Source organism: Streptomyces sp. NPDC102360, assembly GCF_044766085.1.
Lineage (GTDB): Bacteria > Actinomycetota > Actinomycetes > Streptomycetales > Streptomycetaceae > Streptomyces.
In genome coordinates this window covers 157,879-183,452 of sequence record NZ_JBIWLG010000005.1, presented here as the reverse complement: position 1 = coordinate 183,452, position 25,574 = coordinate 157,879, and the positions used below count along the sequence as shown (strand labels likewise).

At 70.3% G+C, this 25,574-nt stretch carries 23 protein-coding genes and 1 tRNA gene; 19 read left to right on the top strand and 5 right to left on the bottom strand.

The features are described 5' to 3' along the window. Window positions 1–116 precede the first annotated feature (116 nt). The 3 genes from ACIRHA_RS21680 (at window position 117) to ACIRHA_RS21670 (ending at window position 3,491) form a co-directional block, all read left to right on the top strand. A complete protein-coding gene (locus ACIRHA_RS21680; RefSeq protein ID WP_403848070.1) occupies window positions 117–2,861 on the top strand; it encodes a Tat pathway signal sequence domain protein in 2,745 nt (914 codons plus the stop codon). Window positions 2,862–2,879: 18 nt separating this feature from the next. Continuing rightward, entirely contained in the window at window positions 2,880–3,335 is a 456-nt protein-coding gene (locus tag ACIRHA_RS21675; RefSeq protein ID WP_403848068.1) for an SRPBCC family protein, read from the top strand. A gap of 84 nt (window positions 3,336–3,419) precedes the next feature. After that, window positions 3,420–3,491 (top strand) — tRNA-Val (locus ACIRHA_RS21670). A gap of 76 nt (window positions 3,492–3,567) precedes the next feature. Here ACIRHA_RS21670 and ACIRHA_RS21665 read toward each other — a convergent pair. After that, window positions 3,568–4,293 carry a 3'-5' exonuclease gene (locus ACIRHA_RS21665; RefSeq protein ID WP_403848066.1) on the bottom strand — a complete coding sequence of 242 codons (726 nt, stop codon included), beginning with the start codon at window positions 4,291–4,293 and terminating at the stop codon, window positions 3,568–3,570. A 219-nt stretch (window positions 4,294–4,512) separates the two neighbouring features. On the opposite strand from ACIRHA_RS21665, the gene ACIRHA_RS21660 reads away from it, so the two are divergent. Together ACIRHA_RS21660 and ACIRHA_RS21655 are read left to right on the top strand one after the other, a co-directional pair. Then, a complete protein-coding gene (locus ACIRHA_RS21660; RefSeq protein ID WP_403848913.1) occupies window positions 4,513–5,079 on the top strand; it encodes a DUF4365 domain-containing protein in 567 nt (188 codons plus the stop codon). Between the two features lie 36 nt (window positions 5,080–5,115). Further along, window positions 5,116–6,336 (top strand): hypothetical protein, encoded by a 1,221-nt coding sequence (locus ACIRHA_RS21655; RefSeq protein ID WP_403848063.1) that lies wholly within the window; start codon window positions 5,116–5,118, stop codon window positions 6,334–6,336. Between the two features lie 3 nt (window positions 6,337–6,339). Here ACIRHA_RS21655 and ACIRHA_RS21650 read toward each other — a convergent pair whose 3' ends face one another. Further along, complete coding sequence (locus ACIRHA_RS21650; protein ID WP_403848061.1) at window positions 6,340–6,894, bottom strand: DinB family protein; 555 nt, start codon at window positions 6,892–6,894, stop codon at window positions 6,340–6,342. Between the two features lie 148 nt (window positions 6,895–7,042). On the opposite strand from ACIRHA_RS21650, the gene thrS reads away from it, so the two are divergent. After that, window positions 7,043–9,022 (top strand): threonine--tRNA ligase, encoded by a 1,980-nt coding sequence (thrS, locus tag ACIRHA_RS21645; protein WP_403848059.1) that lies wholly within the window; start codon window positions 7,043–7,045, stop codon window positions 9,020–9,022. 21 nt (window positions 9,023–9,043) lie between these two features. On the opposite strand, the gene ACIRHA_RS21640 is transcribed toward thrS, so the two are convergent. Continuing rightward, the gene (locus tag ACIRHA_RS21640; RefSeq protein WP_403848056.1) at window positions 9,044–9,736 is read right to left on the bottom strand and encodes a potassium channel family protein; all 693 of its coding nucleotides are present in this window, start codon (window positions 9,734–9,736) and stop codon (window positions 9,044–9,046) included. 67 nt (window positions 9,737–9,803) lie between these two features. Between ACIRHA_RS21640 and ACIRHA_RS21635 the strand changes: the two genes are divergently transcribed. Continuing rightward, window positions 9,804–10,367 (top strand): HIT family protein, encoded by a 564-nt coding sequence (locus ACIRHA_RS21635; RefSeq protein ID WP_403848054.1) that lies wholly within the window; start codon window positions 9,804–9,806, stop codon window positions 10,365–10,367. A 39-nt stretch (window positions 10,368–10,406) separates the two neighbouring features. On the opposite strand, the gene ACIRHA_RS21630 is transcribed toward ACIRHA_RS21635, so the two are convergent. Both ACIRHA_RS21630 and ACIRHA_RS21625 read right to left on the bottom strand, forming a co-directional pair. Continuing rightward, window positions 10,407–12,155 carry a hypothetical protein gene (locus ACIRHA_RS21630; protein ID WP_403848910.1) on the bottom strand — a complete coding sequence of 583 codons (1,749 nt, stop codon included), beginning with the start codon at window positions 12,153–12,155 and terminating at the stop codon, window positions 10,407–10,409. Window positions 12,156–12,341: 186 nt separating this feature from the next. Beyond that, window positions 12,342–14,558 (bottom strand): elongation factor G-like protein EF-G2, encoded by a 2,217-nt coding sequence (locus ACIRHA_RS21625; protein ID WP_403848051.1) that lies wholly within the window; start codon window positions 14,556–14,558, stop codon window positions 12,342–12,344. 208 nt (window positions 14,559–14,766) lie between these two features. Here ACIRHA_RS21625 and pgsA point away from each other — a divergent pair, with 208 nt between their 5' ends. The 12 genes from pgsA to secD all read left to right on the top strand — a co-directional run bounded on the left by pgsA (window position 14,767) and on the right by secD (window position 25,574). Beyond that, window positions 14,767–15,480, top strand: coding sequence for a phosphatidylinositol phosphate synthase (pgsA, locus tag ACIRHA_RS21620; RefSeq protein WP_403848907.1), 714 nt, complete (start codon window positions 14,767–14,769; stop codon window positions 15,478–15,480). Continuing rightward, entirely contained in the window at window positions 15,477–16,391 is a 915-nt protein-coding gene (locus tag ACIRHA_RS21615) for a phosphatidylinositol mannoside acyltransferase (protein ID WP_403848049.1), read from the top strand. The genes pgsA and ACIRHA_RS21615 overlap by 4 nt, the downstream gene beginning before the upstream one ends. After that, window positions 16,388–17,548, top strand: coding sequence for a glycosyltransferase family 4 protein (locus tag ACIRHA_RS21610; RefSeq protein ID WP_403848046.1), 1,161 nt, complete (start codon window positions 16,388–16,390; stop codon window positions 17,546–17,548). Before ACIRHA_RS21615 ends, ACIRHA_RS21610 begins: the two co-directional genes overlap by 4 nt. A gap of 32 nt (window positions 17,549–17,580) precedes the next feature. After that, window positions 17,581–18,126 (top strand): hypothetical protein, encoded by a 546-nt coding sequence (locus ACIRHA_RS21605; protein WP_403848044.1) that lies wholly within the window; start codon window positions 17,581–17,583, stop codon window positions 18,124–18,126. A 108-nt stretch (window positions 18,127–18,234) separates the two neighbouring features. Further along, window positions 18,235–19,134 carry a pyridoxal 5'-phosphate synthase lyase subunit PdxS gene (pdxS, locus tag ACIRHA_RS21600; RefSeq protein ID WP_351341230.1) on the top strand — a complete coding sequence of 300 codons (900 nt, stop codon included), beginning with the start codon at window positions 18,235–18,237 and terminating at the stop codon, window positions 19,132–19,134. Next, entirely contained in the window at window positions 19,134–19,739 is a 606-nt protein-coding gene (gene pdxT / locus ACIRHA_RS21595; protein WP_403848041.1) for a pyridoxal 5'-phosphate synthase glutaminase subunit PdxT, read from the top strand. The genes pdxS and pdxT overlap by 1 nt, the downstream gene beginning before the upstream one ends. Before the next feature lie 49 nt (window positions 19,740–19,788). Further along, window positions 19,789–20,541 (top strand): YebC/PmpR family DNA-binding transcriptional regulator, encoded by a 753-nt coding sequence (locus tag ACIRHA_RS21590; protein ID WP_403848039.1) that lies wholly within the window; start codon window positions 19,789–19,791, stop codon window positions 20,539–20,541. Window positions 20,542–20,671: 130 nt separating this feature from the next. Then, window positions 20,672–21,247, top strand: coding sequence for a crossover junction endodeoxyribonuclease RuvC (ruvC, locus tag ACIRHA_RS21585; protein WP_403848037.1), 576 nt, complete (start codon window positions 20,672–20,674; stop codon window positions 21,245–21,247). Further along, window positions 21,244–21,855: a Holliday junction branch migration protein RuvA gene (gene ruvA, locus ACIRHA_RS21580; protein WP_403848035.1), complete on the top strand. Its 612-nt coding sequence runs from the start codon at window positions 21,244–21,246 to the stop codon at window positions 21,853–21,855. Before ruvC ends, ruvA begins: the two co-directional genes overlap by 4 nt. Window positions 21,856–21,902: 47 nt before the next feature. Continuing rightward, the gene (gene ruvB / locus ACIRHA_RS21575; RefSeq protein WP_403848033.1) at window positions 21,903–23,006 is read left to right on the top strand and encodes a Holliday junction branch migration DNA helicase RuvB; all 1,104 of its coding nucleotides are present in this window, start codon (window positions 21,903–21,905) and stop codon (window positions 23,004–23,006) included. A 163-nt stretch (window positions 23,007–23,169) separates the two neighbouring features. Next, entirely contained in the window at window positions 23,170–23,679 is a 510-nt protein-coding gene (yajC, locus tag ACIRHA_RS21570; RefSeq protein ID WP_403848031.1) for a preprotein translocase subunit YajC, read from the top strand. Between the two features lie 140 nt (window positions 23,680–23,819). Beyond that, window positions 23,820–25,574, top strand: a complete 1,755-nt coding sequence (gene secD / locus ACIRHA_RS21565) for a protein translocase subunit SecD (RefSeq protein WP_403848904.1) — start codon at window positions 23,820–23,822, stop codon at window positions 25,572–25,574.

Below are 25,574 nucleotides of genomic sequence, written 5' to 3'. Positions count from 1 at the left end.
GTATAACGCGAATCCGTCATACGTAACACCTCGCAACTCCCGGAACCCCCAATACTCCCGGAACCCCCAACCCCCTTCTCGTACCGCACGTTTGGCATGCACGGAAAGGAACGACGATGTCCCCCATTCCCCGCAGGTCCCTCCTCAAGGCCGCAGCGGTAGCCGGTGCCGCCGCGCAGTTCAGCTGGGCGCTCGGCGGCAAGGAGGCGCAGGCCGCACCGGCCGCCGCGGCCGCGGCGGACGAGCCCGTCACGCTCGGCTGGCTGGAGGACGGCGGACTCGGCGCGGCCCCCGGCTCCACCGTCGGCGTGCCCTGGCCCAAGGGCGCGTACGAGAAGGGGCAGGAGTTCGCCCTCACCACCGAGGACGGCAAGCAGGTCCCCGTCCAGACCTGGCCCCTTGCGCAGTGGCCCGACGGCTCGCTGAAGTGGACCGCGCACGCCGTGGGTCCAGGGGCCGGGGACGGGAAGCTCTCACTGAAGGCCGGGAGCGCGGCCGCGCCCGACAAGAAGGTGAGCGTGTCGACGAGCGGTGGCGTCGTCACCGTCGACACCGGCGTCGTCGTGGCCAAGCTCGGCAAGAACGGATCGAGCCTGGTCAAGTCCGTCACCCGCGGCTCCACCGAGATCGCGAAGGACGGGCGGCTCGTCCTCCTGCGCCAGGGGGAGATCGAGGACGGCGACCAGGGCACGCAGAAGTACGAGCGGTTCGAGTCCGTCATCGAGGAGACGAAGGTCGAGCAGGACGGACCCGTCCGCGCCGTCGTGCGCATCGACGGCAAGCACCGCAAGGGACGCCGGAGTTGGCTCCCTTTCTCGATCCGGTTCTACTTCTACGCGGGCGCCGAATCGTTCCGCATGGTGCACACCATCACGTACGACGGCACGCAGGAGCCCCAGAAGGCGTCCGGGGACTTCATCCGCGGGCTCGGCGTCCGCTTCACCGTGCCGATGCGGGACAAGGCGTACGACCGGCACATCCGGATCGGCGGCGAGGGCACCGGCATGCTCCGGGAGGCCGTCCAGGGCATCACAGGACTGCGCCGCGACCCGGGAGCGGCGGTGCAGGCCGCCCAGTTCGCCGGCGAGAAGCTGCCCGACCCCTCGACCTGGGACCAGCGCGTCACGACCCGCCTGAAGTACATCCCCGAATGGGGCGACTACACCCTCTCCCAGCTCTCCGCGGACGGCTTCACGCTCAAGAAGCGTACGAAGAGCGGCCACGGCTGGATCGGCGCCGGAGGCGGCCGCCGGGCCGGCGGATTCGGCTACGTCGGCGGGCCCAGCGGCGGATTCTCCTTCGGCCTGCGCGACTTCTGGGAGAAGCACCCGGCCGGCCTCGACATCCGCGGCGCGCACACCGACGAGGCCGAGGTCACCCTCTGGCTCTGGTCGCCCGAGGCCCAGCCCATGGACCTGCGCTTCTACCACGACGGCATGGGCCAGGACACCTTCGCCGAACAGCTCGAAGGCCTCAACATCACATACGAGGACTACGAGCCCGAGTTCGGCACCCCCTACGGCATCGCCCGCACCAGCGAGCTGATGTTCTGGGCGAACGAGTCGACACCGAAGCCCGAGGCGCTCGCGCAGCAGGTCGAGGCCGTGCGCGTGCTGCCGCAGCTGGCCGCGCCGCCCAAGCAGCTCATCAGGGCGAAGGTCTTCGGCCCCGGCCTCTACTCCGAGCCCGACCGCTCCACCCCCGCCAAGGCGAAGATCGAGGACCACCTCGACTTCCTCTTCACGTACTACAAGGACCAGGTGGAGATGCGCCGTTGGTACGGCTTCTGGGACTACGGCGATGTGATGCACTCCTACGACCCGGCGCGCCACCAGTGGCGCTACGACGTGGGCGGCTACGCCTGGGACAACTCCGAGCTGTCGCCCGACATCTGGCTGTGGATGGCCTATCTGCGCTCCGGCCGCGCCGACATCTTCCGCTTCGCGGAGGCCATGACCCGGCACACCGGCGAGGTCGACGTCTACCACCTCGGCAAGTGGGCCGGCCTCGGCACGCGGCACGGCGTCCAGCACTACGCGGACTCCGCGAAGCAGCAGCGCATCGCCAACACCACGTACCGCCGCTACTACTACTTCCTCACCGGCGACGAGCGCGTCGGCGACCTCATGCACGCCAACGTCGACTCCGACGAGACCTTCCTCGTGCTCGACCCGCAGCGCAAGGTCCGCCCCGACCCCGACTACAAGCCCGACCCGCACGCCTTGTCCATCGGCTTCGGCACCGACTGGAGCGGACTCGTCTCGGCCTGGCTCACCGAGTGGGAGCGGCGCGGGCCGAAGTGGGAGAAGGCCAAGGCGCGGGTCCTGTCGACGATGGAGACGATCGCCGCGCAGCCGAACGGGTTCGTGCAGGGCAGCGGGCTCTACGACCTCGACACCGGAAAGTTCGCGATCGCCGACAAGGCGGTCGTCGGCGTCTCCCACCTGTCCGCGGTCTTCGGCCTCAACGAGCTGTGCGCGGAGCTGATCGACCAGGTCGACATGCCGAAGTTCGAGGAGGCGTACTACGACTACTGCCGCTACTTCAACGCCACGAAGGCGGAACAGAAGGAACGGTACGGCTCGGACTTCGGCTCGCTCATCCTCTTCCAGGGCCACTCACGGCTCGACGCCTACGCCGCCGTGCGCACCGGCGACGACAGGCTGGCCAAGCGGGCCTGGGAGAAGTTCTTCAAGAGCGACGGCTACACCGAGTCCTCGCCCTGGAAGACGGAGAAGGCGGAGGGCCCGGTGACGCTCGTCGCGGGCACGGAGGCGAACTGGGTCTACACCAACGACACGGCCCTGTACGGACTCGCCGCCATCGAGAACCTGGCGCTGGTCGGGGACAAGATGCCCTGACCCCGGCAGACTCTGGCCATGGACTGGAACCAGTACCGCTTTCGCAGCGTGTGGGAACTGCCCGCCCCGCCGGGCGCCGTGTACGCGGTGCTCGAGCGGGCCGAGGAGTATCCGCGGTGGTGGCCCCAGGTCCGCTCGGTGACGCCGCTGGACGGGAGCGCGACCAGCGGCGTCGCCGTATTCCGGTCCTTTCTCCCCTACAAGCTGCACATCACGGCCCGCGAGACGCGTCGCGACCCGGCCGCCGGGGTCCTGGAGATCGCGATGACCGGGGACCTGGCGGGCTGGGCGCGCTGGTCGCTGCGCGAGCGGGAGGGCGGCGGGACGGTCGCCGTCTACGACCAGGAGGTCGAGGTGAGCAAACCGCTGATGCGCCGGTTCGCGGTGGTGGGGCGGCCGGTGTTCCTCGCGAACCACGCGTGGATGATGCGCGGCGGGCGACGGGGGCTTGCCGCCTACGTGCGGCCGGTTTGAACGCATCCGCTTTGAACACAGCCGGTAGGGGCGTAACCGGTTTGAACACTGGGCGCCGCGACCTGTATTGTTCAACGCGTTCCCGGGCGATTAGCTCAGTGGGAGAGCGCTTCGTTCACACCGAAGAGGTCACTGGTTCGAACCCAGTATCGCCCACCCGGAGAATGACCGGTCCGCCGTACAGGCGGGCCGGTTTTTCGTTTCTGCTTCAGGAGCCCCGACGGGGGAACGATCAGGCCGCGGCCGGAAGTTCCGGACGCAGCGGCCACGCCGGGTCCACCGTCTCCGGTGTGCCGCTGCGGGCGAACCAGGCCTGCAGGCCGCGGGCCTGCGCCGCGTGCCAGACCGCCTGCAGGGTGTGCAGCTCGGCGGGGGAGAGGCGCTCGAGGCGGGCCGCGAACCGGCGGCCGATCTCCCGCACCAGGTCGAGGGACGCCTGTGCGTCCGCCGCCGCGTCGTGCGCGCCCGCCAGCTCCACCGCGTAGTGCTCGCACAGGTCGGTCAGCGTGCGACGGCCCTTGCGGTAGCGGTCCAGGTGCTTGTCCAGGACGCGCGGGTCGATCACGCACAGGGACGCGGTCGCCAAGTAGAGGGAGAGCGACGAGGCCCGGTGCCGCTTCAACTCGCGGTCCAGCAGCGTTAGATCGAACGGGGCGTTCATCACGACGAGCGGACGGCCCGCCGCCGCCTGCTCGGCGAGCGCACGCCCTACCTCCTCCATCACCGGCGCCGGCCAGCGCCCGTAGCGTTGCAGATGCTCGTCGGTCAGGCCGTGAATCTCGGTGGCGCCGGGCGGCACCGGTACCCCGGGGTTCACCAGCCAGCGCGACACCCGGGGCCGCGTTCCCGCCGCGTCCTGCACCACGATCGCGGCGGACACAATGCGGTCGTCCTCCACGTCCACGCCGGTCGTCTCGGTGTCAAAGGCGGCCAGGGGACCTTCGTACCAGCACGTCATGATCTCTCAACTCCTGCTTCCCGCACGGCAGATGACGTCACATCCATTGGTCGTCCCCGCCCCAAGCGGTGATACCCGCACTGTTTGCGTCGTACGCCGGACGGTGCCGTCCGCGCTGTTTGCGTCGTACGTGCAGCGGTGACAACACAGGTACGAGTCATGGCAGTTCAGCGGGGTGCCATCGGCGTGAACCCGCTTTCCCGGAAGGTCAGTCGGCCCATGGCGCTCGCGCGGCCCGAACGAGGCGGGCTGCTGCCCGAGCGGATCGCACCGCCGCGCGGCACACTCGCCACCACCGCCTGCATGGAGACCTTGCAGGTGGGCTATCTGCACGCCGTGGCCGCCGCCGCGGGGTGTTCGCTCTCGCAGCCCTTTCCGGACAACGGCATCGACTGGCACGTCAGTCACAGCTCGCCCGGACACGCGGTCGACGACGAGGTCACCATCAAGGTGCAGCTCAAGGCGACGTACCAGGTCGCGCCCGACCCGCCGGGTCCTTCGTTCGCCTTCACGCTCGACAACACGCATCTGGTGAAGCTCGCCCGCACCCCGGTCTCGGTGCACAAGATCCTCGTCGTGATGCTCGTGCCGCGCTCCCAGGACGACTGGCTGCGGGCCTCCCACGACCGGCTCGATCTGCGGCACTGCTGCTACTGGATGAACCTCGCCGGGCACCCGGTCACCGGCCGGCGCAGGACCACCGTGCGCGTCCCCACGGCGCGGATCTTCGACGACCGCGCGCTCTGCGAAATCATGGCCAGGGCGGGTGCGGGTGGACGGCCGTGACGGTTCGACTCGGCCTGGGCCCAGAGGAGTTGTGTGATGCAGCATCGTCCGATCGATGAACCCCTGCGGCCGCTCGGTGCGGGGCGCGGCCACCCCGTCGACCTCGTCGGACCGGAGCCGGGGCAGGTCGACCCCGCGGTGCTCGGCGCCCTGCTGGACCGGCACGGCTGGCGGCGGCGCGGCGGGGCCGCCGGGCGGTACGCGCGCTGGACGCTGCCGGGGGCCGGGAGCCGTACCAGCCTGCTCGTGCCGGAGAGCCGGGCCTTTCCGGACAGCGAGGAACTGCTCGGCGAGGCGCTCGTCGCCCTCGAACGCAGCGGTACGCCGTCCGCGCGCGAGGTGCTGGTCTCGCTCGCCGTGCCCAGCGACGAGATCCGCTGGACGCGCGACGTCCCGGCGGGGCCCGCGGGCGCCTCGACCTGGCCCGCCGAGGAGCAACTGCGGGGCGCGGCACGGCAGATGCTGCTCGCGGGCGCCCTCGCCGCGCGCGGCCGCGCCGGGTACTACGGGGCCAGGCATCGGCGGCCCGCGGCCGCGGCTCTGGAGAACGTACTGGTGCAGACGGCGTCCGGCGGGCGCCGTCTCACCGCGTTCGTGCCCGTCGCCACGGGACGGGCGCTGGCGGTCCGGCTGCACCAGGCGCTGTACGCGGTGCGGGAGGCCATCGACTACCGGCGGGCCACCGGCGGCATGGACGCGTTCGACAGCGCGATCGAGGCGGGCGTCAGCCACGAACTGACCGAGGCGCTCGTCGCGTTGGTGCGCGGCACCGAGGGCGCGCGCGTAGGAGTGGCCTGGGCGCCCGCCGCGGGGGTGCCGCAGGAGTGCACGGACGGCGACGCGCCCGTCGAGTTCTCACCGGGCGACCTCGACGTGCTGCGTGAGGCCGGCGCCCGCTTCCGCTACGCCGAACCGGCCGTCTCCGTCCGCGTCACCGGCACCGTCGTCCGCATGCGCAGAGCGGGGCCGCGCGGCGCGGGCACGGTGCGGCTGCGGGTGCTCGGGGGCGTCGAGGTGCCGCACGTGCGGATGACGCTGGACGAGGAGGCGTACCGGATCGCAGGCCATGCGCATCTGGTGGGCCTGCCGATCCGCGTGCACGGCCGCCTGGAGAGCCGGGGCGGATTCCGCCGCCTCACCGGCGCGACCGGCGTCGTACCCGTACAGGTGGAGGAGGCCGAGCGGGACCGGATGATGAAGTCGCTCCAGGAGAACCTGGACTTCTTCGAGGAGGCGTGCGCGGGGGAGGAGCCGTGACCGCTACCGGTGCGCGTACAGGTCTCTGAGCAGGGCGATCTCCGCGGTGTGGTGGAGCATCTCGCGGTTGATGTGCAGCACGAGCGTCGCCATCGGCTCCTTGGCGAACTCGCCCTCGGCCGGGCCGCACGGGCGGGCGAGCGTCGCCTCGTCCAGGCCGCGCACGCCCGTGATCCACTGCGCGTACGCCGCGTCGAGACGGTCCAGGGCCTCCGCGGCCGTGCCCGGATAGTCGTACGACATGTAGTCCACCGGCTCCGCCCCGAAGTGCGAGGCGTTCCGGGCGCCGAGCACGCCCACCAGGATGTGGCCGAGGCGCCACGCGATCGTCGTCACCGGGGCGGGGACCGGCTCCGGGAACGCGAACTCGATCACGAAGTTGCCGGAGCCGCCCTGGATGGCCGCGGTCGCGGCGCCGCGCGGGCGCAGGCTCCAGCAGTCCGGCACGGGCTCCCAGAAGTACTCGTCGTCGGTGAGCCCCGCCAGGCGGTCGCGGAGCTGGTGTCGCCAGTGCCAGTCGAGCTGGTCGGCGAGGAGCGTGTTCCAGTCGAGTGTCATACGTCTCACGCTAGAGCCGGCCACTGACAGTCGCCCGCCCGTCACACGGTTAACCGTTTCGCGAGCGGCCCTGGTGACTCGGTACGATCGTTGCTGCGCGCGTCACAGGTAATGGCGCGGCGTTCCATCTTCAGGTAGGAGAAGTCCGGTGTCTGACGTCCGTGTGACCATCCAACGCGATTCCGAGCGGGAAGAGCGCGTGGTGACGACGGGCACTACGGCCGCCGAGCTCTTTCCCGGCGAGCGCAGCATCGTCGCGGCCCGCGTGGCCGGTGAGCTGAAGGACCTGGCGTACGAGGTCGCCGACGGCGAGACCGTCGAGCCCGTGGAGATCAGTTCCGAGGACGGCCTGAACATCCTGCGGCACTCGACCGCGCACGTCATGGCGCAGGCCGTGCAGGAGCTGTTCCCGGACGCCAAGCTCGGCATCGGCCCGCCCATCAAGGACGGCTTCTACTACGACTTCGACGTCAAGGAGCCGTTCACCCCCGAGGACATCAAGCGCATCGAGAAGAAGATGCAGGAGATCCAGAAGCGGGGGCAGCGCTTCTCGCGCCGCGTGACCACCGACGCCGACGCGGCCGTCGAGCTCGCCGACGAGCCGTACAAGCTGGAGCTCATCGGCCTCAAGGGCAACGCGGCGCAGGCCGCCGACGGCGCCGACGCCGAGGTGGGCGGCGGCGAGCTGACCATCTACGACAACGTCGACGCCAAGACCGGGGACCTGTGCTGGAAGGACCTCTGCCGGGGTCCGCACCTGCCCACCACCCGGAACATCCCCGCGTTCAAGCTGATGCGCTCGGCCGCCGCCTACTGGCGCGGCAGTGAGAAGAACCCGCAGCTCCAGCGCATCTACGGCACCGCGTGGCCGTCGAAGGACGAGCTGAAGGCGTACCTGGAGTTCCTCGCCGAGGCCGAGAAGCGCGACCACCGCAAGCTCGGCGCCGAGCTGGACCTGTTCTCCTTCCCGGACGAGCTGGGCCCCGGCCTCGCGGTCTTCCACCCCAAGGGTGGCGTGATCCGCAAGGTCATGGAGGACTACTCGCGGCGCCGCCACGAGACTGGCGGCTACGAGTTCGTGAACACCCCGCACATCTCGAAGGAGCACCTCTTCGAGACCTCGGGGCACCTGCCGCACTACGCGGAGGGCATGTTCCCGCCCATCCAGTTCGACGAGCAGAACTACCGCCTCAAGGCGATGAACTGCCCGATGCACAACCTGATCTTCAAGTCCCGTGGCCGTTCCTACCGCGAACTGCCGCTGCGGCTCTTCGAGTTCGGCACCGTGTACCGCTACGAGAAGTCGGGCGTCGTGCACGGACTGACCCGCTCGCGCGGCTTCACCCAGGACGACTCGCACATCTACTGCACCAAGGAGCAGATGGCGGAGGAGCTCGACACGCTCCTGACCTTCGTCCTCGACCTGCTGCGCGACTACGGCCTGAACGAGTTCGAGCTGGAGCTGTCCACTCGCGACGAGTCGGACAAGTTCATCGGTACGGACGAGGACTGGGCCGAGGCCACCGAGGCGCTGCGCTCCGCCGCCGAGAAGCAGGGTCTGCCGCTCGTGCCCGACCCGGGCGGCGCCGCGTACTACGGCCCGAAGATCTCCGTACAGGCCAAGGACGCCATCGGCCGCTCCTGGCAGATGTCGACCCTCCAGGTCGACTTCAACCAGCCCAAGCGGTTCGGCCTGGAGTACACCGCCGCCGACGGCTCGCGCCAGCAGCCCGTCATGCTGCACCGCGCCCTGTTCGGCTCGATCGAGCGGTTCTTCGGCGTGCTCCTGGAGCACTACGCGGGTGCGTTCCCGGCGTGGCTCGCCCCGGTCCAGGCCGTCGGCATCCCGATCGGTGACGGCCACGTGACGTACCTGGAGGAGTTCGCCGAGAAGGCGCGCGCCCTGGACCTGCGCGTCGAGGTCGACAAGTCCTCGGACCGCATGCAGAAGAAGATCCGCAACCAGCAGAAGGCCAAGGTGCCCTTCATGGTCATCGCGGGTGACGAGGACATGAACGCCGGTTCGGTGTCCTTCCGTTACCGCGACGGCTCGCAGGAGAACGGCATCCCGGTCGACGAGGCCATCGCGAAGATCGCGAAGGTCGTCGAGGAGCGGGCGCAGGTCTGACCCGGTCGGTCCGTACGGTGTTCAGTCCGTACGGTGTGAGGCCCCTGGGGAATTCCCCGGGGGCCTTTCCGCTTCCTGATCCCCCTCCCGCGCGAACACCTGCAGCAGCCACGAGGAGAACGAACCCGTGACCGCGCCGAGCAGGGCGAGCCCGCAGGCCATCACGCCGACCGCCACGAGCCGGCCGAGCGGGGTCACCGGCGCCAGATCGCCGTAACCCACGGTCGACAGCGTCGTGCACGTGAACCACACCGCGTCGCCGTAGGTGTGGATGTCCGCGCCGGGCGCCGTGCGCTCCTGCTGGTACAGGGCCAGCGACCCCGCGAAGCCGAGCAGCGTCACCGAGAGGCCCGAGTACGCGATCACGCGCGCGTGCAGCGAGAGCCGCGGTGTGTTCTGCCGGCGCTGTACCGCCTCGTAGGTCTGCACGATCCGTACGGGACGCAGCAGTGGGAGCAGCAGGACCAGCGTGTCCAGCCAGTGCCTGCGGACGAAGCGCGGCCAGGGCAGTCCGCTCAGGTGCCGGCGCACCACGTAGTCCACGATGAACACCGCCCATGCGGCGAGCGCGAGCGCGAGGCACAGGGTCCGCAGGGCTTCGGGCAGGGCCTGGCCGAGGACCCGGACCGCGTACCCGGCGAGGTAGACGAGCGAGGCCACCGCCAGGACAACGCCGTTGTGCCGCTCCCAGCGGGCGAGTGGGGTGTCGGTCATGCCGACAGCATCGCCCGCGCCGACCTGGGGCGGTACCCGCCGACACGCCTCCGTGAGGTGACGCCATATGCTGCATTGCATGACGAGTGAGCCGGAGCAGCAGGTCGGTCCAGTGGGTGAGCCCGACGGATTCGGGCGTCTGTGGACCCCGCACCGCATCGCGTACATCCAGGGCGAGGGCAAACCGAGCGGCCCCGGGGCCGACGACGGCTGTCCGTTCTGCGCGGCTCCCGGCAAGTCCGACGAGGACGCGCTGATCGTGGCCCGCGGAGAGCACGTCTTCGCGATCCTCAACCTGTATCCGTACAACGGCGGGCACATGATGGTGCTGCCCTACCGGCACGTCGCCGACTACACCGACCTCGACCTGGACGAGACCGCGGAGCTCGCCGACTTCACCAAGCGCGCCATGGGCGCGCTGCGCTCGGCCTCCGGCGCCCACGGGTTCAACATCGGCATGAACCAGGGCGCGGTCGCGGGCGCCGGTATCGCGGCGCATCTGCACCAGCACGTCGTCCCGCGCTGGGGCGGCGACACCAACTTCATGCCGGTCGTCGGCCACACCAAGGTGCTGCCGCAGATGCTCGCCGACACGCGCACGGCCCTGGCGAAGGCCTGGCCGACCGACTGAGCACGACGGGTGCCGGGCCGCCCGGAGCGAGGGGCCCGGCTACGCGTCGTACGTGTCCGCCTTCCCCGGTGACGGGTCCTGGACCGCGCCGCTGAGGAAGCCCGAGCGGTTGCCGAACTTCTCGGTGTCCACGCCGTTCTCATCGAGCACCCTGATGGCCGCCGCGTGCACCACACGCAGTACGGGCGTCGCCGTGCGCAGCGCGTCGTCCGCCATGAAGCGGTGCCGCCACGGCTGGTCCGCCCAGGCGTGGCGCAGGCCGAACGGCTCGGGCAGCACCAGCTTGCCGCCGAGGTGGTCCAGGAGCGGCGGGTACCAGGTGAAGGGGGCGCGGACCGCGATCCGGACCGCCTCGTCCGAGGTGATCAGCGGGAGCGTCTTCTCCGTGGTCTCCCAGAACCGTATGGGCTTGGAGATCTCCTTCTTCTTCGGCTCGGGCTTCGACGTGAACAGGGAGTGCACCGGACCGAGCGCGTGCCCGGTCACTTCTATCCGCAGCGTCTGGTGCAGCACCGTCACCGTGATCAGCATCGTGATCACCAACTGGCCGTCCCAGAGCGTGAACTGGACGCCCAGGTAGTGGCGGCTGCCGCCACCGAACTGCTGCTCGTTGCAGATCCGCTCTATCTCGTGCGTCCTGGTCTCGAACGCCTCCACGTTCACGCCCGAGGGGCGGGTCACGCTCTTCGCGTTCTCACCGATCGGCGAGACGATCCAGTGCTTGACCGAAGGCGTGGGGAAGCCTCCTGTGTGGATGGGCTTGCGCTCCAGGAGGCGGAGCTGGTCGTGGATCGCGCGGATCACGTCCCAGCTGCGGAACGGGTGGATGTCCTTGCCGGGTTCCTTGGACACCAGGTCCTCGGCCAGCTGCCAGCCGCCCCAGCGCGTGCCCATGCCCAGGATGCCCTTGGGTCCCGCGTAGAACACGGAGTTCGACGCCTGCTCGGCGGTCAACTTGGCGAGGTTCTGCCGCAGTTGCTCGGCCGAGGTCTCGCCGGGGCTGCCGGGGACGGCCTCCGGGATCTTCGCGCCGACCCCGCCGCCGGAAAGCAGCCCGCCCCACCGGTCCCGCAGGTCCCGCGCGGTGCGTTCACAGATCCGCCGCGCCCAGAAGCCACCGACCAGGGGCGCCACGAACGAGGCGCGCAGATACCAGGTCCAGCCGTTGCTGGACGGAAGCTTGACGAGCACGATCACGACGGCGACGAACACCACGGCGATCACCGCCATGGTGAGGGCGGCCCGGCCGCGCGCCGCGCGCTCGTGCTTCTTGGCCTCGCGCTTCTCCTTGGTGCTCTTGCCCTCGGCCTCCTTGACCTCCTTCTCGGCCAGAGCCACCCGGATGTTGTCCCTGCGGCGGATCTCGAACGCGGTCACCCAGAGCAGGAAACCGGGCAGGAACAGGAAGCCGAACACCACCGTCACCAGCGTGAGCAGGCTGTCGCGCTGGCGCCGGATCCGATTGGCCGCGAGGCAGTGCTCCACGACGACCTGCGGTTCCGTGCCGAACGACTGGATGAGCGGTTTGCGGGCGCCGCCCAGCATCCGCACCTGCACCGCCCGCGCGAAGGCCTCACCGAGGTTCGGCGCGAACAGTGCCCACATCCCCTTCTTCACCTGGGACTTGTGCCACTCGTTGTTGGTCTCCTCGATCTTCACCGCCGGGTCGTCCCGGTACGCGGCCGAGGCGATGGCGAACGTCGCGGCGGTCTGGCCCGCGGACCCCTGCAGCGGGATCTGCGCGCCCGGTCGGAAGTCGAATACTCCGTCGGCCGAAGCCGGCTTCATCGTGTCCGCCATTGCCACCCCCATCACCGCACGCCGTCGCTGCGGCTTTTCCCGACTTGCCCGCCCCGCACACCTGTTGGGCGCGCTGTCGGCCGGAACCGGCTGATCTTCGACCAGCGTAGCGGCCGCCACCGACACCGGCCCCGAGGAACGGGAAGCCGGGGCCGGTGTGCGGCCCTGGGTCGACTAGGGGACGTCCTGCGCCTGTTCGCGGATCCGCTCGCTCAGCTGGGCCGGCATCGGTTCGTGCCGGGCGTACGCGCGGCTGAAACGCGCCGTGCCGTGCGACAGTGAGCGCAGGTCCACGGCGTACCGGCCGATCTCGATCTCCGGCACCTCGGCCCGGATCAACGTCCGCCCGCCCGCGGCCTGTTCGGTGCCGACGACGCGGCCGCGCCGCCCCGACAGATCGCTCATCACGGTCCCCACATAGTCGTCGCCGACGAGGACCTCGACCTCCGCCACCGGCTCCAGGAGATGGATGCGGACATCGGCCGCCGCCTCGCGCAGCGCGAGCGCCCCCGCGGTCTGGAACGCCGCGTCGGACGAATCCACCGAGTGCGCCTTGCCGTCGAGCAGCGTCACCCGTACGTCGATGAGCGGATAGCCGGCCGCGACGCCCTTCGTCGCCTGCGCCCGCACGCCCTTCTCCACGGACGGGATGAACTGCCGGGGGACCGCGCCGCCGACGACCTTGTCCACGAACTCGATGCCCGAGCCGCCGGGGAGCGGCTCCACCTCGATCTCGCAGATCGCGTACTGGCCGTGGCCACCGGACTGCTTCACGTGCCGGCCGCGCCCCGCCGACTTGCCCGCGAACGTCTCCCGAAGGGAGACCCTGTGCGGGACGACGTCGACCTGCACCCCGTACCGGCTGCGCAGCCGTTCCAGGGCGACGTCCGCGTGTGCCTCGCCGAGGCACCACAGCACCACCTGGTGCGTGTCCTGGTTCTGTTCCAGACGCATCGTCGGATCCTCGGCGACCAGGCGGGAAAGACCTTGCGAGAGCTTGTCCTCGTCGGCCTTGCTGTGCGCCTGGATGGCCAGCGGAAGCAGCGGATCGGGCATCTCCCACGGCGACATCAGCAGCGGCGCCTCCTTCGCCGAGAGCGTGTCCCCGGTCTCCGCCCGGCTCAGCTTCGCGACGCACGCCAGATCGCCGGCGACGCACTGCGTCAGCGTGCGCTGCTGCTTCCCGAAGGGGGCCGAGAGCGCCCCGATCCGTTCGTCCGCCTCGTGCAGGGCGCGGGTCTCGTGCCCGTGGTCGGAGAGCCCGTGGCCCGACACGTGCACCGTCTCGTCGGGCCGCAGGGTGCCGGAGAAGACGCGGACGAGCGAGACCCGCCCCACGTACGGGTCGGACGCGGTCTTCACGACCTCCGCCACCAGTGGCCCCTCCGGGTCGCAGGCGTGGATGTCGAGCTCCTTCCCGTCGCGCCCGCGCACATCGGGAGCGGCCCGCTCCAGGGGGGTCGGGAAGCCGCCGGTGATCAGTTCGAGGAGTTCGACGGTGCCGATGCCCTGCCGTGCGTCCTCCGCCGCCGGGGCCGCCGCGAGGACCGGGTGGAAGACGCCGCGCGCGACGGCCCGCTCCAGGTCGTCGATGAGCGTCTTGACGTCGATGTCCTCGCCGCCGAGATAGCGGTCCATGAGGGTCTCGTCCTCGCTCTCCGAGATGATGCCCTCGATGAGCCGGTTGCGGGCCTCCTCGATCAACGAGGCCTGGTCGGCCCCCGGTTCCGACTCCTTGCGTTCGCCCGACGCGTAGTCGAAGAGGCGCTGCGAGAGCAGTCCGATCAGGCCCGTCACGGGCGCGTGCCCGTCCGGCGCCCGTTCGCCGCGCAGCGGGAGGTACAGCGGGAGCACGGCGTCGGGGTCGTCGCCGCCGAAGATCTCCGCGCAGGTCCGCGTCACGTCCTCGAAGTCGGCGCGTGCCGCCTCCAGATGCGTGATCACGATGGCCCGCGGCATGCCGACGGCCGCGCACTCCTCCCACACCATGCGCGTCGCCCCTGACATCGTCTCGGGCCCGTCGGCCGCCGAGACGACGAAAAGGGCCGCGTCCGCAGCCCGCAGACCGGCCCTCAACTCCCCGACGAAATCCGCGTAGCCGGGGGTGTCCAGGAGATTGATCTTGAAACCGTCCCACTCCAGCGGGACGAGTGAGAGCTGGACCGAGCGCTGCTGGCGATGCTCGATCTCGTCGTAGTCGGAGACGCTGGTGCCGTCCTCGACGCGGCCCGCCCTGTTCACCGCCCCCGCGGTCAGCGCGAGGGCCTCCACCAGGGTCGTCTTGCCCGAGCCGCTGTGGCCGACCAGCACCACATTCCGTACGGACGCGGGGTGGTCGGCCGTCGCTGCCCTGCCGGCGGCTCCGGGGTGTCCGTTTGTCTTGTCGCCCATGCCTTGCCTCCCGGTTGAATTGCTCGGTGAGGTCCTAGGTCCTGTCGGCCTATGGGCGCGGACACGCGAATCCGCGTGCGGAGGCGGCTTCGGCGACGCCCGCGGTGTCTCCGAGCTTTCCACTCGGGTCACTGTGCGTCCATACGTCGTACGGGATCGCACGCGCGCGTGGTGGCCCGTCGGCGATTCGTACGTGTGCGTGGCTACGATGGGCCAGCCGGTGGCCAGAGGGGCCGCGCGGCCACCGACCCTCGGGAAGGCCATGCTGAACAAGTACGCGCGTGCATTCTTCACGCGTGTCCTCACACCGTTCGCCGCGTTTCTCATCCGCCGCGGAATCAGCCCCGACGCGGTCACGCTCCTGGGCACCGCCGGAGTCGTGGCCGGTGCGCTGGTCTTCTATCCGCGCGGTGAGTTCTTCTGGGGAACCGTCGTCATCACGCTGTTCGTCTTCTCGGACCTCGTGGACGGCAATATGGCGCGTCAGCTGGGCCGGTCCAGCCGCTGGGGCGCCTTCCTGGACTCCACGCTCGACCGCGTCGCCGACAGCGCCATCTTCGGCGGCCTGGCGCTCTGGTACGCCGGTGGGGGGAACGACAACGTCCTGTGCGCCGTGTCGATCTTCTGCCTCGCCAGCGGCCAGGTCGTGTCCTACACGAAGGCACGTGGCGAATCGATCGGCCTGCCGGTCGCCGTGAACGGGCTCATCGAGCGCGCCGAGCGGCTCGTCATCTCGCTCGTCGCCGCGGGCTTCGCCGGGCTGCACACATTCGGCGTGCCGGGCATCCAGTACCTGCTGCCGGTCGCCCTGTGGATCGTCGCCGTGGGCAGCCTGATCACGCTGATCCAGCGCGTCGTCACGGTGCGCCGCGAGTCCGCCGAGGCCGACGCGGCGGCCGCCCAGGAGGGGGCCGCCTCGTGAGCGGGACGCAGGAGCGGATCACCGACGCGCTGTACGGGCTCGGCTGGGCGACCGTCAAGAAGCTCCCCGAGCCGGTCGCGCAGCGCCTCGGCCGCACGATCGCCGACGCCGCCTGGAAGAAGCGCGGCAAGGGCGTGCAGCGGCTGGAGGCCAACCTCGCGCGCGTGGTGCCCGATGCCACGCCACAGCGCCTGCAACAGCTCTCCAAGGCGTGCATGCGCTCTTACCTGCGCTACTGGATGGAGTCCTTCAGGCTCCCCGCGTGGAGCAAGGAGCGCATCCAGGAGGGCGTCTCGATCAAGGACGTCCACTACCTCACCGAGGGCCTGGACGCCGGCAAGGGCGTCGTCCTCGCGCTGCCCCACATGGCCAATTACGACCTCGCGGGCGCCTGGGTCACCACCAGGCTGGACACCCCGTTCACGACCGTCGCCGAGCGGCTCAAGCCGGAGACCCTGTACGACCGGTTCGTCGCCTACAGGGAGAGCCTCGGCATGGAGGTGCTGCCGCACACGGGCGGCGCCGCCTTCGGGACGCTCGCACGGCGGCTGCGCGCGGGCGGCCTGGTCTGCCTGGTCGCGGACCGTGACCTGTCGTCCTCCGGTGTGGAGGTCAAGTTCTTCGGCGAGGCGACGCGGATGCCCGCGGGGCCCGCGATGCTCGCCCAGCAGACCGGCGCGCTGCTGCTCCCGGTCACCCTCTGGTACGACGACTCGGCCATAATGCGTGGTCGCGTCCACCCACCCGTCGATGTACCGGAGACAGGTACGCGGGCCGAGAAGACGTCTGTCATGACGCAGGCGCTGGCCGATGCCTTCGCCACAGGGATCGCGGACCATCCGGAGGACTGGCACATGCTGCAGCGCTTGTGGCTCGCCGACCTTGACCACTTCGAAGAGAGGCCGGCGTGAGGATCGGAATCGTCTGCCCGTACTCCTGGGACGTGCCGGGCGGCGTCCAGTTCCACATCCGCGATCTGGCGGAGCACCTCATCGGCCTGGGGCACGAGGTCTCCGTCCTCGCTCCTGCGGACGACGAGACCCCGCTGCCGCCGTACGTCGTGTCGGCGGGCCGCGCGGTTCCCGTGCCGTACAACGGCTCGGTGGCGCGCCTGAACTTCGGCTTCCTGAGCGCCGCGCGGGTACGCCGCTGGCTGAGCGACGGCACGTTCGACGTCGTGCACATCCACGAACCGGCGTCGCCCTCGCTCGGCCTCCTGACGTGCTGGGCCGCGCAGGGGCCCATCGTCGCGACCTTCCACACGTCCAACCCGCGCTCCCGCGCCATGATCGCGGCGTATCCGATCCTGCAGCCCGCCCTGGAGAAGATCAGCGCGCGCATCGCGGTGAGCGAGTACGCGCGCCGCACGCTGGTCGAGCATCTGGGCGGTGACGCGGTCGTGATCCCCAACGGTGTCGACGTCGACTTCTTCGCCCGGGCCGAACCCAAGGCCGAGTGGCAAGGGGACACCATCGGCTTCATCGGCCGCATCGACGAGCCCCGTAAGGGCCTGCCGGTGCTCATGAAGGCGCTGCCGAAGATCCTCGCGGAGCGCCCCCAGACCCGGCTCCTGGTCGCGGGGCGGGGTGACGAGGACGAGGCGGTGGCCTCCCTGCCCAAGGAGATGCGCGACCGCGTCGAGTTCCTCGGCATGGTCAGCGACGAGGACAAGGCGCGCCTCCTGACGAGTGTCGACGTGTACGTCGCGCCCAACACCGGAGGCGAGAGTTTCGGCATCATCCTGGTGGAGGCGATGTCGGCGGGCGCGCCCGTGCTCGCCTCCGACCTGGACGCCTTCGCCCAGGTCCTCGACCAGGGCGCGGCCGGCGAACTCTTCACCAATGAGGACGCCGACACCCTCGCCGTCGCGGCCCTGCGCCTCCTGGGCGACCCGGACCGCCGCGCCGAACTACGCGCGCGTGGCAGCAAGCACGTCCGCCGCTTCGACTGGTCCACGGTCGCCGCGGACATCCTCTCGGTCTACGAGACGGTGGCCCAGGGCGCGGCCGCGGTGGCGGCGGACGAGCGGACGGGCCTCAGGGCGCGCTTCGGACTGGCGCGGGACTGACGCCCGCCCCGACCCCGGTAGCCTTGCCGCCCGTGACCGTCACCCTCATCTGGATCGCCGTAGGCCTCTTCGCGATCGGGCTCTACCTGAGCTGGACCGCAGGACGCCTCGACCGCCTGCACGCCCGGATCGACGCGGCCCGCGCCGCCCTGGACGCCCAACTCCTGCGCCGCGCCTCGGTCGCCCAGGAGTTGGCCACGTCGGGTGTGCTCGACCCGGCCGCGTCGATCGTGCTCTACGAGGCGGCGCACGCCGCGCGCCAGGCCGAGGAGGAGCAGCGCGAGGTGGCGGAGAGCGAGCTCAGCCAGGCGCTCAGGGCGGTCTTCAACGAGCCCGACCAGGTCGAGGAGGTCCGCGGGGCCCCCGGCGGCGAGGAGGCCGCTGAGGAGCTCGCCCAGGCCGTCCGCCGCGTCCCCATGGCCCGCCGCTTCCACAACGACGCCGTACGCGCAGCCCGCGCGCTGCGCCGGCACCGGACGGTCCGCTGGTTCCGGCTCGCCGGGCACGCCCCGTTCCCGCTGGCCTTCGAGATGGACGACGAGCCGCCAGTGGCGCTGGCCGACCGCGCCACCAACTAGTTTCCAGGCCAAAAGGATCCACCGGCTGCCCATTGGCCCTTGTAGTGGCCTGTTCCCCAGAGGTTTCCTCGGTACTGAAAGAGCCTTCTTCACCGAGTGAGGTCACCCGTGTCCACTTCTGAAAACACCGCCACCGGCACCGCCCGCGTCAAGCGAGGCATGGCCGAGCAGCTCAAGGGTGGCGTCATCATGGACGTCGTCACGCCCGAGCAGGCGAAGATCGCCGAGGACGCCGGCGCCGTCGCCGTGATGGCCCTGGAGCGGGTGCCGGCCGACATCCGCAAGGACGGCGGCGTGGCCCGGATGTCCGACCCGGACATGATCGAGGGCATCATCGGCGCCGTCTCGATCCCGGTCATGGCCAAGTCCCGCATCGGCCACTTCGTCGAGGCCCAGGTGCTGCAGTCGCTCGGCGTCGACTACATCGACGAGTCGGAGGTGCTCACCCCGGCGGACGAGGTCAACCACAGCGACAAGTTCGCCTTCACGACCCCCTTCGTGTGCGGCGCCACCAACCTGGGCGAGGCCCTGCGCCGCATCGCCGAGGGCGCCGCCATGATCCGCTCGAAGGGCGAGGCCGGCACCGGCAACGTCGTCGAGGCCGTGCGCCACATGCGCCAGATCAAGGGTGAGATCGCCCGCCTGCGCGGCTACGACAACAACGAGCTGTACGCCGCCGCCAAGGACCTGCGCGCCCCGTACGAGCTGGTCAAGGAGGTCGCCGAGCTCGGCAAGCTCCCCGTCGTGCTGTTCTCCGCCGGTGGTGTCGCCACCCCCGCCGATGCCGCGCTGATGCGCCAGCTCGGTGCCGAGGGCGTCTTCGTCGGCTCCGGCATCTTCAAGTCCGGCGACCCGGCCAAGCGCGCCGCCGCCATCGTGAAGGCCACCACCTTCTTCGACGACCCGAAGATCATCGCGGAGGCGTCCCGCAACCTCGGTGAGGCCATGGTCGGCATCAACTGCGACACCCTGCCCGAGGGCGAGCGCTACGCGAACCGAGGCTGGTGATGACCACTCCTGTGGTCGGAGTGCTCGCGCTCCAGGGCGACGTACGGGAACACCTCGTCGCCCTGGCCACGGCGGACGCGGTCGCCAGACCGGTGCGGCGCCCCGAGGAACTGGCGGAGATCGACGGGCTCGTCGTCCCCGGCGGCGAGTCGACCACCATCTCGAAGCTGGCCCACCTCTTCGGCCTGATGGAGCCCCTCCGCGCGCGCGTGCGTGAAGGCCTGCCCGTCTACGGGTCGTGTGCCGGACTGATCATGCTCGCCGACAAGATCCTCGACCCGCGCTCGGGCCAGGAGACCATCGGCGGCATCGACATGATCGTGCGGCGCAACGCCTTCGGGCGGCAGAACGAGTCGTTCGAGGCGGCCGTCGATGTGCGGGGCGTCGAGGGCGATCCTGTGGAGGGCGTCTTCATCCGGGCTCCCTGGGTGGAGTCCGTGGGCGCGGAGGTGGAGGTGCTCGCCGAGTACGAGGGGCACATCGTCGCCGTGCGCCAGGGCGACGCCCTCGCGACGTCCTTCCACCCCGAGCTCACGGGGGACCACAGGATCCACGCCATGTTCGTGGACATGGTGCGGGCCAAGGCGGCTTCGGGATCCTTGTAGGATCGCTGACGTTCGTTATTGAGGTTGGTTACGCGAAGGAGACAGGCAGATGTCCGGCCACTCTAAATGGGCTACGACGAAGCACAAGAAGGCCGTGGTAGACGCCAAGCGCGGCAAGCTCTTCGCGAAGCTGATCAAGAACATTGAGGTCGCGGCCCGCTCCGGCGGCATCGACCCCGATGGCAACCCGACGCTCGTCGACGCCATCCAGAAGGCGAAGAAGAGCTCGGTCCCCAACAAGAACATCGACTCCGCGGTCAAGCGCGGCGGCGGCCTCGAGGCCGGCGGCGCCGACTACGAGACGATCATGTACGAGGGCTACGGTCCGAACGGGGTCGCGGTGCTCATCGAGTGCCTCACCGACAACCGCAACCGCGCCGCCTCCGACGTACGCGTCGCCATGACCCGCAACGGCGGCAACATGGCCGACCCGGGCTCGGTGTCGTACCTGTTCAACCGCAAGGGCGTCGTGGTGGTCCCCAAGGCCGGGCTGTCCGAGGACGACGTCCTGGGCGCCGTGCTCGACGCGGGCGCCGAGGAGGTCAACGACCTGGGCGAGTCCTTCGAGGTGCTCTCCGAGGCCACCGACCTGGTCGCGGTGCGCACCGCGCTCCAGGAGGCCGGGATCGACTACGACTCGGCGGACGCCAACTTCGTCCCGACCATGCAGGTCGAGCTGGACGAGGACGGCGCGCGCAAGATCTTCAAGCTGATCGACGCGCTCGAGGACAGCGACGACGTGCAGAACGTCTTCGCCAACTTCGACGTCTCCGACGAGGTCATGGAGAAGGTCGACGCGTAGGCGCTGCCGCGCGCACAGCACGACTGTGGCGGGCCGGGGAGACACGTCTCCCCGGCCCGCCGTCGTTGTCGGTCGCAGCGGATAGCCTGGAGGGCGTTCGAAGATCACTCGCGGTCGGGAGGGGGCGCGCATGCGTGTGCTGGGGGTCGACCCAGGGCTCACCCGCTGCGGTGTCGGCGTGGTCGAGGGGATCGCGGGGCGGCCGCTGACGATGCGCGGCGTCGGTGTCGTCCGGACGCCCGCGGACGCCGAGTTGGGGCACCGCCTCGTCGCCATCGAGCAGGGCATCGAGCAGTGGCTCGACGAGCACAGCCCCGAAGTCCTCGCCGTGGAGCGGGTGTTCAGCCAGCACAACGTCAGTACGGTGATGGGCACCGCCCAGGCCAGCGCCGTCGCCATGCTGTGCGCCTCCCGCCGCGGCATCCCCGTGGCCCTGCACACGCCCAGCGAGGTCAAGGCCGCCGTCACCGGCTCGGGCCGCGCCGACAAGGCGCAGGTGGGCGCCATGGTGACGCGCCTGCTGAGGCTCGACGCACCGCCCAAGCCGGCCGACGCCGCCGACGCGCTCGCCCTCGCCATCTGCCACATCTGGCGCGCCCCCGCGCAGAACCGACTCCAGCAGGCCGTGGCACAGCACGCGGCGCAGGTGTCCAGGACCCCCCGAGCCACCCGCGCTCCTCACGCATCGAAAGGCCGTACCGCATGATCGCCTTCGTCAGCGGCCCCGTCGCCGCCCTCGCCCCCGACGCCGCGGTGGTCGAGGTGGGCGGTGTCGGCATGGCCCTCCAGTGCACGCCGAACACGCTGTCCACGCTGCGTATCGGCCAGCAGGCCAAGCTCTCCACCTCCCTCGTCGTGCGCGAGGACTCGCTCACCCTGTACGGCTTCGCGGACGACGACGAGAAGCAGACGTTCGAGCTGCTGCAGACGGCGAGCGGCGTCGGCCCGCGCCTCGCGCAGGCGATGCTCGCGGTGCACAGCCCGGACGCGCTGCGCAGAGCCGTCTCCACGGGTGACGAGAAGTCGCTCACGGCCGTCCCCGGCATCGGCAAGAAGGGCGCCCAGAAGCTGCTCCTCGAGCTGAAGGACCGGCTCGGCGCACCCGTCGGCACGGGCGGACCGGCCATCGGCACGGCCGTCAGCGGCGGCTGGCGCGAGCAACTGCACGCCGCGCTGATCGGCCTCGGCTACGCCACCCGCGAGGCCGACGAGGCGGTCGACGCGGTCGCCCCGCAGGCCGAGGCCGCACAGGGCACGCCGCAGGTGGGCCAGCTGCTGAAGGCGGCCCTGCAGACGCTCAACCGCACCCGATAGCCGACCGGTCCACCACCCGTACCCACCCGTAACGCGAGGCACCACACATGAACTGGGACGAGACCACCGACGACGCCGCGATGCCGCAGGCCGACCGGCCCGCCGGCCCCGCCGCGGAGCGTCTTGTGGACTCCGTCGCCGACGGCGAGGACCAGGCGGTAGAGGCGGCCCTGCGCCCCAAGGATCTGGGCGAGTTCATCGGCCAGGAGAAGGTCAGGGAGCAGCTCGACCTGGTCCTGCGCGCCGCTCGCGCGCGCGGCGCCACCGCCGACCACGTTCTGCTCTCCGGCGCCCCCGGCCTCGGCAAGACCACCCTCTCCATGATCATCGCGGCCGAGATGGGCGCCCCGATCCGGATCACCAGCGGCCCCGCGATCCAGCACGCGGGCGACCTCGCGGCGATCCTCTCCTCGCTCCAGGAGGGCGAGGTCCTCTTCCTCGACGAGATCCACCGGATGTCGCGGCCCGCCGAGGAGATGCTCTACATGGCGATGGAGGACTTCCGGGTCGACGTCATCGTCGGCAAGGGTCCGGGCGCCACCGCCATCCCGCTGGAGCTGCCGCCCTTCACCCTCGTCGGCGCGACCACGCGCGCGGGGCTGCTGCCGCCGCCGCTGCGCGACCGCTTCGGCTTCACCGCGCACATGGAGTTCTACGAGCCCGCCGAGCTGGAGCGAGTGATCCACCGCTCGGCGAGCCTCCTCGATGTGGAGATCGACACAGCGGGCGCCGCCGAGATCGCGGGACGCGCCCGCGGCACCCCCCGCATCGCCAACCGTCTGCTGCGCCGCGTCCGCGACTATGCGCAGGTCAAGGCCGACGGGCAGATCACCAGGGACATCGCGTCCGCCGCGCTCGGCGTCTACGAAGTGGACGGCCGCGGCCTCGACCGCCTGGACCGCGCCGTGCTTGAAGCCCTGCTCAAACTGTTCAGCGGCGGACCTGTGGGGCTTTCGACACTCGCCGTCGCCGTGGGGGAGGAGCGTGAGACGGTGGAAGAGGTCGCCGAGCCCTTCCTCGTCAGAGAGGGTCTCCTGGCGCGCACCCCCAGGGGGCGCGTGGCGACTCCCGCCGCGTGGGCCCACCTGGGACTCACCGCACCCCAAGGGAGACCTGGGGCGGGCGGACAAGCGGGCCTCTTCGGGGCATGACGGCGCGGGTGGTCGCCGGGGCTGGAACCCCGGTGCCATGCTGAGCGTTGTTCCCACAGTGCGGACTCGCTTAGACTCCGCCGACGTCGCCTATACGACGGCGTATACCCCATCATCGACAAGGCCGCCTCCTGTCGCGGTCGTATGAAGGAAGTTCCTACCCGTGAGTCCTGTGACACTCCTCCCGTTCGTCGTGCTCATCGGGGCCATGTTCCTGATGACCCGGTCTGCCAAGAAGAAGCAGAAGCAGGCCGCGGACATGCGCAATGAGATGCAGCCCGGTTCCGGCGTCCGCACGATCGGGGGCATGTACGCCACGGTCAAGGAGGTCCACGATGACGCGGTCCTTCTCGACGCCGGTCCCGGCGTCCACCTCATGTTCGCGAAGAACGCCATCGGCGCCGTGCTCACCGATGACGAGTACAACCGCATCGTTCACGGCGAGGAAGTCGTTGATGATGACGAACTGACCAATGGCGCCGTCGTGCCGGACGACGCGTCCTCCCTCACCGAGACCGGCGAGACCGCCGCCGCTGACGACTCGCGCATCGACCTCGGCAAGAAGGACGAGCCTGCCGAGGACGCGGAGGTCGACAAGGCCGAGGACGTGAAGGCCGAGAAGGCCGACGACGCCGAGGCGAAGAAGACCGACGGCGAGTCCGACGCGAAGTAGTACGGCCGGAACCGTGGGGCGTCCGCTCGATGTGCCCCGCGGTTCCTGTTCGTGCGTGACCCGCGCGGACTCTCGACCATTTCATGGCCGTCCTGGCACCCAACCCCGATGCCGGACGGATGGAGAGGGAGTACGAGAAGGTGGCCACACCTAAGAAGAGCCGAGGGGCAGGTGCCCAGTCGAAGCCGGGCCGCGCCCTGGGCCTGATCGTGATCATCATGGTCGCGCTCGTCGGGGGGATGTTCGCCTCCGGCACGTTCACCCCGCGCCTTGGCATCGACCTCGCGGGCGGCACCAGCATCACGCTGGAGGCCAAGAACGAGCCGGGCAAGCCCAACGCGATCAACAAGACCAACATGGACACGGCGGCGGACATCATCAACCGCCGCGTCAACGGCATGGGTGTCTCCGAGGCCGAGGTCCAGACGCAGGGCAAGAGCAACATCATCGTCAACATCCCGCGAGGGACGAACGAGAAGCAGGCCCGCGAGCAGGTCGGCACGACCGCGCAGCTCTACTTCCGTCCGGTGCTCACGATGGCCGCCGGCCAGCCCGCCGGCAAGGGTGACAAGTCGGCCACCCCGTCCCCGAGCGCCTCGACCGGCGACAAGGCGACCGACAAGTCCACCGGCTCGGACAAGGCGACCGACAAGTCGACGGTCACGCCGTCCCCGAGTGCCACGACGCAGGGCCGCGCCGTCACCGACAGCCTCAAGGCCGACGCGACGCCGAGCGCCTCCGCGAAGACCGGCGAGGACCCCAAGGCGACCCCGAGCGCCAGCACGGACCCGGCGACCGCCGCGCTGCAGAAGAAGTTCATGCAGCTCGACTGCACGGACAAGGCCGCCCGCACCAAGATCAACGAGGGCGCGAAGTCCACCGACCCGATCATTGCCTGCGGTCAGAGCCAGGGGCAGTGGCAGAAGTACGTCCTCGGCCCGTCCGAGGTGGGCGGCAAGGACGTCAAGAAGTCCCAGGCGACCATCAACCAGCAGAACGGCCAGTGGGTCGTGAACATGGAGTTCACGAGCAACGGCTCGAAGAAGTTCGCCGCGACGACCAGCAAGCTCAAGAGCCAGCAGTCGCCGATGAACCAGTTCGCCATCGTGCTCGACGGCGACGTGGTCTCCGCCCCCAGCGTCAGCTCCACCCTGAGCCAGAACGCCGAGATCTCCGGCTCCTTCACCCAGGAGTCCGCCCAGGACCTCGCGAACGTGCTGTCCTACGGCGCCCTGCCGCTGACCTTCCACGAGCAGAGCGTCACCTCGGTGACCGCCGCGCTCGGCGGTGAGCAGCTCGACGCCGGTCTGATCGCGGGCGCCATCGGCCTCGCGCTCGTCATCATCTACCTGGTGGTCTACTACCGGGGCCTGTCGATCGTCGCCCTCGCCTCGCTGCTCACCTCCGGCATCCTCACGTACACCCTGATGACGTTGCTCGGCCCGGCCATCGGCTTCGCGCTGAACCTGCCGGCCGTCTGTGGTGCCATCGTGGCGATCGGTATCACCGCGGACTCGTTCATCGTGTACTTCGAGCGAATCCGGGACGAGATCAGAGAGGGGCGCTCCGTGCGTCCCGCGGTGGAGCGCGCCTGGCCGCGGGCCCGGCGCACCATCCTGGTCTCCGACTTCGTGTCGTTCCTCGCGGCCGCGGTGCTCTACATCGTGACCGTCGGCAAGGTGCAGGGCTTCGCGTTCACGCTCGGCCTGACCACCCTGCTCGACGTCGTCGTGGTCTTCCTCTTCACGAAGCCGCTGATGACGCTCCTGGCTCGCACCAAGTTCTTCACGGGCGGGCACAAGTGGTCCGGCCTCGACCCGAAGCGCCTCGGCGTGCAGCCCCCGCTGCGTCGCACCCGCCGTGCCACCCGCCCTGTCGACCCGAAGGAGGCGTGA

Excerpts from the sequence above, each read along its gene's own strand:
- ACIRHA_RS21680 (WP_403848070.1), top strand. The coding sequence starts at position 117 with ATGTCCCCCATTCCCCGCAGGTCCCTCCTCAAGGCCGCAGCGGTAGCC.
- ACIRHA_RS21630 (WP_403848910.1), bottom strand. The coding sequence starts at position 12,155 with ATGAAGCCGGCTTCGGCCGACGGAGTATTCGACTTCCGACCGGGCGCG.
- pdxT (WP_403848041.1), top strand. The coding sequence starts at position 19,134 with ATGACCACTCCTGTGGTCGGAGTGCTCGCGCTCCAGGGCGACGTACGG.
- pgsA (WP_403848907.1), top strand. The coding sequence starts at position 14,767 with ATGGGCCAGCCGGTGGCCAGAGGGGCCGCGCGGCCACCGACCCTCGGG.
- ACIRHA_RS21625 (WP_403848051.1), bottom strand. The coding sequence starts at position 14,558 with ATGGGCGACAAGACAAACGGACACCCCGGAGCCGCCGGCAGGGCAGCG.
- ACIRHA_RS21665 (WP_403848066.1), bottom strand. The coding sequence starts at position 4,293 with ATGACGTGCTGGTACGAAGGTCCCCTGGCCGCCTTTGACACCGAGACG.
- ruvB (WP_403848033.1), top strand. The coding sequence starts at position 21,903 with ATGAACTGGGACGAGACCACCGACGACGCCGCGATGCCGCAGGCCGAC.
- ACIRHA_RS21640 (WP_403848056.1), bottom strand. The coding sequence starts at position 9,736 with ATGACCGACACCCCACTCGCCCGCTGGGAGCGGCACAACGGCGTTGTC.
- ACIRHA_RS21650 (WP_403848061.1), bottom strand. The coding sequence starts at position 6,894 with ATGACACTCGACTGGAACACGCTCCTCGCCGACCAGCTCGACTGGCAC.
- ACIRHA_RS21635 (WP_403848054.1), top strand. The coding sequence starts at position 9,804 with ATGCTGCATTGCATGACGAGTGAGCCGGAGCAGCAGGTCGGTCCAGTG.
- ACIRHA_RS21590 (WP_403848039.1), top strand. The coding sequence starts at position 19,789 with ATGTCCGGCCACTCTAAATGGGCTACGACGAAGCACAAGAAGGCCGTG.
- ruvC (WP_403848037.1), top strand. The coding sequence starts at position 20,672 with ATGCGTGTGCTGGGGGTCGACCCAGGGCTCACCCGCTGCGGTGTCGGC.
- ACIRHA_RS21655 (WP_403848063.1), top strand. The coding sequence starts at position 5,116 with ATGCAGCATCGTCCGATCGATGAACCCCTGCGGCCGCTCGGTGCGGGG.
- ACIRHA_RS21660 (WP_403848913.1), top strand. The coding sequence starts at position 4,513 with ATGGCGCTCGCGCGGCCCGAACGAGGCGGGCTGCTGCCCGAGCGGATC.
- ACIRHA_RS21675 (WP_403848068.1), top strand. The coding sequence starts at position 2,880 with ATGGACTGGAACCAGTACCGCTTTCGCAGCGTGTGGGAACTGCCCGCC.
- ruvA (WP_403848035.1), top strand. The coding sequence starts at position 21,244 with ATGATCGCCTTCGTCAGCGGCCCCGTCGCCGCCCTCGCCCCCGACGCC.